Origin of the sequence: Kitasatospora sp. NPDC056327, from assembly GCF_042261735.1 — a bacterium.
In the GTDB taxonomy this organism is placed as follows: Bacteria; Actinomycetota; Actinomycetes; order Streptomycetales; family Streptomycetaceae; genus Kitasatospora.
The window spans coordinates 1-9,052 of the sequence record NZ_JBHJRC010000327.1; the positions used below are offsets into that span (position 1 = coordinate 1).

A 9,052-nucleotide genomic window follows, 5' to 3' on the forward strand; every position below is an offset into this window, starting at 1 on the left:
CCCCGGCCGGGGACGGCGCCGTCGGGTTTCCGCCCGGCGGCGGCCCGCCTCCGGGCCCCGCGCGGGGCGGTCCGGCACGGGGCCCGGCCACCCGACCGGAGCGGGCACGGGAGGTCGGGTCCGGCCCCGCGGCCCCCGCCTACGGTGGGGAGCGTCAACGAGGAAGGACGGGGCGGGCGGATGCTGGACCGGCTGAACCAGGCCATGGAGTACATCGAGGAGCACCTCGACGGGACGGTCGACGCGGCCGAACTGGCGCGGATCGCGACCACCTCCGAGTACCACTTCCGGCGGCTGTTCTCGGCGCTGGCCGGGATGCCGCTGTCCGAGTACCTGCGGCGCCGGCGGCTCACGCTGGCCGGGGCCGAGGTGCTGGCCGGGGAGCGGACGCTGCTCGACGTCGCGGTCCGCTACGGATACGGCTCGGGCGAGGCCTTCGCCCGGGCGTTCCGGGCGATGCACGGGGTCGGCCCCGGAGAGGCCCGGCGGGCGGGCACGGTGCTCGTCTCCCAGCCCCGGATGTCCTTCCGACTGGTCGTCGAAGGGAGTAGCAGCATGGAGTACCGAATCGTCGAGAGGCCCGCGTTCCGGGTGGTCGGCAAGCGGACGAGGGTCCCCCTGGTCCACGAGGGCCCCAACCCGGCCATGGTCGAGTTCATCAGGGGCCTCGGGCGGGAGACGGTCGAGCGGATCGCCGCCCTGTCCGAGCAGGAGCCCGGGGGCATCGTCTCGGTCACCGAGTTCTTCTCGGACAGCCGGGCGGAGGGCGTGCCGCTCGACTACTACCACGCCGCGGTGACCGGGACGGACGGCGAGGTGCCGGCGGACCTCGACGTGCGGGAGGTCCCGGCGGGCACCTGGGCGGTGTTCGCCAGTACCGGGGCGTACCCGCGGGCGCTGCAGGAACTGTGGCGGGACGTCTTCACCCAGTGGTTCCCGTCCAACCCGTACGAGTTCCGGCCGGGGCCCGAGATGCTCCGCGCCCGCCCCCTGCCGGGCGGCGAGGAGGCCGAGGCCGAGCTCTGGATCCCGGTGGTGCGCGCGGCGGCGGGCTGAGCCGCGCCGCGGTTCGGCCGCGCCCGTTCGGCCCAGTAGCGGCGGGCCCGGGACGGCCCCCGCCCGCATGCTGGGGCGGGGGCCGTCGAGCGGAGAGTGGAGCGGGGATGGCCAAGGCGTTCGGGTTCGTCGACTTCGGCGGGCCGGAGAATCAGGAGTTCCTGGACCGCCCGGTGCTGGAACCGGGCCCGGGGCAGCTGGCGATCGCGGTCCGGGCGGCCGGGGTGAACCCGGTCGACTGGAAGGTCCGCCGGGGCTTCCTCGGCCGGGAGCGCGCCCTGCCCGCCGTGATGGGCTCCGAGGCGGCCGGCGTGGTGGAGCGGGTCGGGCCCGGGGTCACCGGTTTCACGCCGGGCGACGAGGTGTTCGGGGTCGTGGCGGCGGGCGCGTTCGCCGAGCAGACCCTGCTGTCCGCCGGGGCGAGCGCGCTGAAACCCGCCGAGGTCGGCTTCGACCGGGTCGCCGCCCTGCCGGTCGCGGCCGCCACCGCGGACGACGCCCTCCGGGACGTCGGCGTGGGAGCCGGGCAGACCCTGCTGGTCCTCGGCGTCTCCGGCGGCGTGGGCAGCGCGGCCGCGCAGATCGCCCGCAGCCGGGGCATCCGGGTCGTCGGCACGGCGAGCGACGCCAACCGCGGCTACGTGGAGTCGCTGGGCGCCACCCAGGTCCGCTACGGGGAGGGCGTCGCCGACCGGATCCGGGCGGCCGCGCCGGACGGCGTGGACGGCATCCTGGACCTGGTCGGCGGGGACGACGCCCGCGCCGCCGCCGCGACCCTGGCCGACCGCTCCCGGCTGGTCTCCACCGCCGACCCGGCCACCGCGAAGGAGCTCGGCGGGCGCTACGTCACCCGTTCCACCACCCCCGGCACGCTCGCCGCCCTGGCCGGACTGGTGGCCGCCGGCGAGCTGGACCCGAACATCTCCCGGCACTTCCCGCTGGCCCACGCCGCCGAGGCGATGGCGCTCGTCGAGTCGGGCCACGCGCGCGGCAAGGTCGTGCTGGACATCGGTTGAGGCGAGGCCGGGGGAAGGTCGCGATGAAGCAGCGGAGGACGACCACCGGCGGCCCCTGCCGGGTCGGGCACGGCAGCGCCGACCCGGCGGCGGCCCAGCGGTTCTACGGCGAGCCGCTCGGCGCGGCGTTCGGCCTCCCCCAACGCTCGGACACCCGGGGCCGGCGCCGGCGCAGGGCGACCGCCGCCGCCACCGCCGTCACCAGCACGGCCGCCAAGGGCACCGCGTCCCCCACCCGGGTGTACCAGGTGGACGCGGCCGGCGCCGTCAGCGGCACCCGGACGACCAGCGCGCCGGTGGCGTCCGTGCCCAGCCGCCCCAGCTCCCGGCCCTGCGCGTCGAAGGCCGCCGAGACCCCGGTCAGCGAGGCCTGGACGGCCGGCCGGCCGGTCTCGGCCGCCCGGATCGCGGCCAGCGAGACGTGTTGCCCGGGCGCCCAGCTGCGCTGGAAGGTCGAGGTCGACGACTGGTAGACGAGCACCCGGGCACCGTCCCGGGCCGCGTTGCGGGCCATGTCGGGGAACGCCGACTCGAAGCAGATCAGCGCCCCGACCGGCAGCGCGCGCCCGGAGCGGTCCACCGTCGGCAGCAGGTGCTGGTCCGCGCCGGGCGCCCGGTTCTCGCCCGCGGCCCGGCTGACCCCGGCGATCCAGCCGAGCACCGGCCGCAGCGGGATGTACTCGCCGAACGGCACCAGCCGGATCTTCCGGTAGCGGTCGGCCACGCCGTCCGGCGACACCAGCACGGTGTCCTTGGAGATCCGCCCGTCCGCCTTGCGCGCGTCCTCGCCGGCCAGCAGCCCGGCCCCGGTCGCGGCGGACAGCGCGCGCAGCCGGCCGAGCGCCGCCGGGTCGCGGTCCAGGTCGGCGGTGGTGCTGGACTCGCCCCAGACGACGAGGTCCACCTGCTCCGCCGGGTGCCGCCCGACCAGTGCGGCGGTGGCGCGGGCACTGGCCTCGAACCGGGCCCGCGGGTCCTCGACGATCCCCGGCTGGACCAGCGCGATCCGTACCTCGTGCGGTTCCCCGCCGGTCGCCGGGGCGGGCGCCGGGCGCAGCGCGAACAGCAGCGGCCCGGCCGCGAGCACCGCCGCGGCGAACAGCACGGCCACCGCCCTGGGCCGCGGGTCGACGGCGGCGAGCAGCACCAGCACCGCGGTGTTGACCGCCACCACCGCCGCGCTGACCAGCCAGATCCCGCCCGCCGAGGCCAGCGCCAGGACGGCCGGGTGCTGCCACTGGGTGGCACCGAGCAGGGCCCAGGGCCCGCCCAACGCGGGCCAGGACCGCGCGTACTCGGTGGTCAGCCAGACCGCCGCGACCACCGGTGGCGCGAGCAGCGCCCGGCGGACCGTCAGCGGCGGGCGCAGCAGCCGCCACACCGTGACGCCCACCCCGGCCTGGAGCGCCCCGAACAGCACCGCGAGCAGCGGCAGCGCGGGACCGATCGAGGCGAACAGCCACGACATCCCGGTGAGGATGAAGCCGGCGCCGAACCACCACCCGCGCACCGCCGCCTCGCGCGCGCCCGGGGCCCGCTGCATCAGCAGCAGGCCGGGGACTAGCGCGACCCAGGCGAGCGCCGCGATCCCGGGGGCGGGGAAGGCGAGCACCGGCAGCGCCCCGGCGGCGAGTGCCGCCGCTCTGGGCCGGTACCGGGCCACGGCATCGGCGGGGCGGGTGGTACCGGTCCCGTCGGCGGGTGCGGCGGGACCGGTGGGGCCGGTGAGCAGGGGAGGGCGCGGCATGCCCCGCATTGTCCGCTTGGCGCGGCCCCGTCACCAGCCCCTCGATCACCCGAACGGAGTACCGGTTTCCCGCCGGCGGGCGCCCGGCCCGGTGTGGGGCCGGGGCCGCGGGCGGATCAGCGGCCGGGTCCGCGGGCCGATCAGCCCTCGTCGCCCTCCAGGTCGCCCTCGGTCTCCAGGAACGCCGCCTGCAGCTGCTCGATCAGCTCCGGGTCCGGCTGCTCCCAGAGCCCGCGGCTCGCCGCCTCCAGCAGCCGCTCGCTGATCCCGTGCAGCGCCCACGGGTTGGCGCCCGCCAGGAACTCCCGGTTGACCGGGTCCAGCACGTACTCCTGGGTGAGCTTCTCGTACATCCAGTCCGCGACCACGCCGGTCGTGGCGTCGTACCCGAAGAGGTAGTCGACGGTCGCGGCCATCTCGAACGCGCCCTTGTAGCCGTGGCGGCGCATCGCCTCGATCCAGCGCGGGTTGACCACCCGGGCGCGGAAGACCCGGGCCGCCTCCTCGGTCAGGGTGCGGGTGCGGACCGTCTCCGGGCGGGTCGAGTCGCCGATGTACGCGGTCGGCGCCTTGCCGGTGAGCGCCCGCACGGTGGCCACCATGCCGCCGTGGTACTGGAAGTAGTCGTCCGAGTCGGCGATGTCGTGCTCGCGGGTGTCGGTGTTCTTCGCGGCGACGGTGATCCGCTTGTACGCGGTCTCCATCTCCTCCCGGGCCGGCCGCCCGTCCAGGCCGCGCCCGTACGCGTAGCCGCCCCAGACCGTGTACACCTCGGCGAGGTCGGCGTCGGTGCGCCAGTCACGGCTGTCGATCAGCTGGAGCAGGCCCGCGCCGTAGGTGCCGGGGCGGGAGCCGAAGACCCGGGTGGTGGCCTTGCGCTCGTCGCCGTGCACGGCGAGGTCGGCCTGCACGTGCGCGCGCACGAAGTTGTCCGCCGCCGGCTCGTCCTGGGCGGCGGCCAGGCGCACCGCGTCGTCCAGCAGCGCGACCACGTGCGGGAAGGCGTCCCGGAAGAAGCCGGAGATCCGCAGCGTGACGTCGATCCGCGGGCGGCCCAGCTCCTCAAGGGTGATGGGCTCCAGGCCGGTGACCCGGCGCGAGGCGTCGTCCCAGACCGGGCGGACGCCGAGCAGCGCGAAGGCCTCGGCGATGTCGTCGCCGGCCGTGCGCATGGCGCTGGTGCCCCACAGCGACAGGCCCACCGAGGGCGGGAAGGCGCCGTCGTTGTCGGCCCGGTAGCGCTCGACCAGCGAGGCGGCGAGCGCCTGGCCGGTCTCCCAGGCGAGCTTGCTGGGCACGGCCTTGGGGTCGACGGAGTAGAAGTTGCGGCCGGTCGGCAGCACGTTGACCAGACCGCGCAGCGGGGAGCCGGACGGGCCGGCCGGGACGAAGCCGCCGCGCAGCGCGTGCAGCACGGCGTCCAGCTCGCCGGTGGTGGCGGCCAGCCGCGGCACCACCTGGGCGGCGGCGAAGTCCAGGACCTCGCGCACGGCGCCGGGCAGTCCGGCGGCGACCTTCTCCACCGCCCCGGGCGCCCAGTCGGCCGCCTCCATGGCCTCGACCAGCTCGCGGGCCTTCGCCTCGGCCGCGTCGGTGGCGCCGAGGGTGAGCGCGGCCTCGTCCAGGCCGAGCGCCTCGCGCAGACCGGGCAGCGCGCTGACGCCGCCCCAGATCTGCCGGGCGCGCAGGATGGCCAGCACGATGTTGACCCGGTCGGTGCCCACCGGCGCCTGGCCGAGGACGTGCAGGCCGTCGCGGATCTGCGCGTCCTTGACCTCGCAGAGCCAGCCGTCGACGTGCAGCAGGAAGTCGTCGAAGCCGTCGTCCTCGGGGCGCTCCTCCAGGCCGAGGTCGTGGTCCAGCCGGGCGGCCTGGATCAGCGTCCAGATCTGGGCGCGGATCGCGGGCAGCTTCGCCGGGTCCATCGCGGCGATGTTGGAGTGCTCGTCGAGCAGCTGCTCCAGGCGCGCGATGTCGCCGTAGGAGTCGGCGCGGGCCATCGGCGGCACCAGGTGGTCGACCAGGGTGGCGTGGGCGCGGCGCTTGGCCTGGGTGCCCTCGCCCGGGTCGTTGACCAGGAACGGGTAGACCAGCGGCAGGTCGCCGAGGGCGGCGTCCGGGCCGCACTCGGCGGACAGCGCGGCGGTCTTGCCGGGCAGCCACTCCAGGTTGCCGTGCTTGCCGAGGTGGACCACGGCGTGCGCGCCGAAACCGCCGTCGGACTGCTCGGCGGCGATCCAGCGGTAGGCCGCCAGGTAGTGGTGGGACGGCGGGAGGTCCGGGTCGTGGTAGATCGCGACCGGGTTCTCGCCGAAGCCGCGCGGCGGCTGGATCAGGACCAGCAGGTTCCCGGAACGGATCGCGGCGAGCACGATGTCGCCGTCCGGGTTCTGCGAGCGGTCGACGTACAGCTCGCCGGGGGCCGGGCCCCAGTGCTCCTCCACCCCGGCGCGCAGGCCCGCGGGCAGGGTCGCGTACCAGCGGCGGTAGTCGGCGGCCGGGATGCGCACGGGGTTGCGGGACAGCTGCTCCTCGGTCAGCCAGTCCTGGTCGTAGCCGCCGGCCGCGATCAGCGCGTGGATGAGGGCGTCGCCCTCGTGCGCGTCCTCGGTGTCCGTGTCCAGCCCGGGGAGGCCATCGCCGAGGTCCATGCCCTCCTCGCGCAGCGCGGTCAGCAGCCGCACCGCGCTCGCCGGGGTGTCCAGACCGACGGCGTTGCCGACCCGGGCGTGCTTGGTCGGGTACGCCGACAGCACCAGCGCGAGGCGGCGCTCGGCGGCCGGGACGTGCCGCAGGCGGGCGTGCGCGACGGCCACGCCGGCCACCCGGGCGGCGCGCTCCGGGTCCGCGGCGTAGACGGTGAGGCCGTCCTCGTCCAGCTCCTTGAAGGAGAACGGGACGGTGATCAGCCGGCCGTCGAACTCGGGCACCGCGATCTGGGTGGCGGTGTCCAGCGGGGACAGGCCGTCGTCGCTGGCCTCCCACTGGGCGCGCGACCAGGTCAGGCAGAGCGCCTGGAGGATCGGCCGGTCCAGCGCGGCGAGCGCGCCCGCGTCCCAGGCCTCCTCGTCGCCGCCGGCCTGGGCGTCGGCGGGGCGGGTGCCGCCCGCGGCGAGCACGGTGGTGACGAGGGCGTCGGCCTCGCCGAGCGCGGCCAGCAGCTCCGGTTCGGCGCCGCGCAGCGAGGCGCAGTAGTACGCCCGGGCCTGCGCGCCCCGGTCCTCGATCGCCCGGCAGAGGGTCTCCACGAAGGCGGTGTTGCCGCTCATGTGGTGGGCGCGGTAGTAGAGCACCGCGACGGTCGGGCCCTCGGACGTCCGGGCCTCGCGCTCCAGCGGGCCCCAGGCCGGGGCGGAGGCGGGCGGGGCGAAGCCGTGGCCGGTGAGCAGCACGGTGTCGGAGAGGAAGGCGCCGAGTTCGGCCAGGTTGGCCGCGCCGCCGTGCGCCAGGTAGGCGTGCGCCTCGGCGGCGATGCCGGCCGGGACGGTGGACAGCTCCATCAGCTGGGCGTCGGGGGCCTGCTCACCGGTCAGTACGACCACCGGGCGGGGGCCGGCGAGCAGCGCGTCCAGGCCCTCCTGCCAGGCGCGGCGTCCGCCGAGCAGCCGGACCACCACCAGCTCGGTGCCCTCCAGCAGGGCGGGCAGGTCCGCGGGCGCGAGCCGGGCCGGGTTGCCGAGCCGGTAGCGCACCGGTCCCTCGGCGGCACGGGCGCTCAGCAGGTCGGTGTCGGACGTCGACAGCAGCAGAATCATGCGAAGGCCCTCCCGGCCTCGACGGCGGGCATGGACACTGGCACGGGCGCCGGCGACCAGGTGGTCGCGGGCATGCGGCGGCGCATGGCTTCAAGCCTTCCTCGGGGTCCGCGCCCCGGGCCGGTGGAGGACGGCAGGAGTTCCTGGCTCCCGCGTTCCCCCGGCGCCCCGCTGGGCGGTGCTCCGGTGAACCGCGGTCACAGTGGCGGGACCGCACCGGGTTCGCACCGGTTTCCTCCCCTGCGCCGTCGCTGGCGTGCGGGCGGTCCGCGGGGACCGCCCGCCAGCATCGTACGGGGTGCGGCTGAGCAGGGGGAGTACGGGTTTGCTTCGGCCTTCCCACGGCACCGGGCACGACGGGCCTCGGGATCGAAGGTGTGAGCGACGGTACGACGGCAACCCATCGGATCATCGGTATGCTCGCCGCCATGCCTCCCGAACCCGACGCCACCGCGCCGGGCGCCGCCGTGCCCGACCGGGCGCGTCCGGACGCCTGCCCAGGGGCCCTTCGTCTGCACACCGCCGACGACGGCGCCCTGGCCCGGGTCAGGCTTCCCGGCGGACTGCTGACGGAACGTCAGGCCCGTGCGCTGGCCGACGCCGCGCAGGAGCTCGGCGACGGCCGGCCGGAGATCACCTCGCGCGGCAACGTCCAGCTGCGCGGTCTCGCCCCGGACTGCGGCGGCGAACTCGGCGGGCGGCTGCGCGCCGTCGGCCTGCTGCCCTCCGACACCCACGAGCGGGTCCGCAACATCGTCGCCTCGCCCGGCCCCGCGCCCGGCCCCGCCGACGTCCGGGCCTGGGCGCGCGAACTCGACGCGGCCCTGTGCGCCGCCCCCTGGGCGACCGGCCTCTCCGGCAAGTTCCTGTTCGCACTGGACGACGGAAGCGGCGACGTCGCCGCGCTCGACGCCGATGTGACATTGATCGCAGGCCCGGCGGGCACCGCCCTGCTGCGCCTCGGCCGGGCCGCCACCGTGCGGCCGGTGCCCGCCGGGCGGGCGGTCGGCGCGGCGCTGGAGGCCGCCCGGGAGTTCCTGGACGCCCAGCGCGCGGCCGGCCTGCGGGCCTGGCACCTGCGCGAACTGCCCGGTCTGCTGCCGCCGGGCCCGCTGCCGCTGCCGGCGCTGCCCGGCACCCGTCCGCCGCTGGGCGTCCTGCCCGGGGACGGGCCGGGCACGGTGGCCGGACTGCACGTCGGCCTGCGCTTCGGCCGGGCCGGCGCGGACCAGTGGCGGGCTCTGGCCGGCGCCGCCGAGGGCGAGCTGCGGCTCACCCCGTGGCGCGGCGTGGTGCTGCCCGGTGCGCCCGCCGGGCGGCTCGCGGGCCTCGCGGCGGCCGGCTTCCGGACCGCGGCCGGGACGGACTGGGACGGCGCGAGCGCCTGCACCGGGCTGCCGGGCTGCGCGAAGTCGCTGGCCGACGTCCGCGCCGACGCGCTCGGGGCGCTGGACGCGGCGCCCCGCACCGCGTCCAGC

The 9,052-nt window shown here is 76.9% G+C and carries 5 protein-coding genes and 1 riboswitch; of the genes, 3 read left to right on the top strand and 2 right to left on the bottom strand.

Annotated features, from left to right (window positions below; genetic code table 11):
- Nucleotides 1-180 precede the first annotated feature (180 nt).
- A complete protein-coding gene (locus ACFCX4_RS31430) occupies nt 181-1,056 on the top strand; it encodes a GyrI-like domain-containing protein (protein WP_376149939.1) in 876 nt (291 codons plus the stop codon).
- Nucleotides 1,057-1,163: 107 nt separating this feature from the next.
- Nucleotides 1,164-2,072: an NADP-dependent oxidoreductase gene (locus tag ACFCX4_RS31435; protein ID WP_376149942.1), complete on the top strand. Its 909-nt coding sequence runs from the start codon at nt 1,164-1,166 to the stop codon at nt 2,070-2,072.
- 103 nt (nt 2,073-2,175) lie between these two features.
- Here the strand turns inward: ACFCX4_RS31435 and lnt are convergent, their stop codons facing one another.
- A complete protein-coding gene (gene lnt / locus ACFCX4_RS31440) occupies nt 2,176-3,819 on the bottom strand; it encodes an apolipoprotein N-acyltransferase (RefSeq protein ID WP_376149945.1) in 1,644 nt (547 codons plus the stop codon).
- A 140-nt stretch (nt 3,820-3,959) separates the two neighbouring features.
- Entirely contained in the window at nt 3,960-7,574 is a 3,615-nt protein-coding gene (gene cobN / locus ACFCX4_RS31445) for a cobaltochelatase subunit CobN (protein WP_376149948.1), read from the bottom strand.
- 137 nt (nt 7,575-7,711) lie between these two features.
- A riboswitch (cobalamin riboswitch) is annotated at nt 7,712-7,812 on the bottom strand.
- Between the two features lie 190 nt (nt 7,813-8,002).
- Between cobN and ACFCX4_RS31450 the strand changes: the two genes are divergently transcribed.
- A partial coding sequence (locus tag ACFCX4_RS31450) for a hypothetical protein (protein WP_376149950.1) occupies nt 8,003-9,052 on the top strand: 1,050 nt, incomplete at its 3' end.

What these genes read in the sequence shown, in the direction of transcription:
- cobN (WP_376149948.1), bottom strand. Translation starts at nt 7,574, where the DNA reads ATGATTCTGCTGCTGTCGACGTCCGACACCGACCTGCTGAGCGCCCGT.
- ACFCX4_RS31435 (WP_376149942.1), top strand. Translation starts at nt 1,164, where the DNA reads ATGGCCAAGGCGTTCGGGTTCGTCGACTTCGGCGGGCCGGAGAATCAG.
- lnt (WP_376149945.1), bottom strand. Translation starts at nt 3,819, where the DNA reads ATGCCGCGCCCTCCCCTGCTCACCGGCCCCACCGGTCCCGCCGCACCC.
- ACFCX4_RS31430 (WP_376149939.1), top strand. Translation starts at nt 181, where the DNA reads ATGCTGGACCGGCTGAACCAGGCCATGGAGTACATCGAGGAGCACCTC.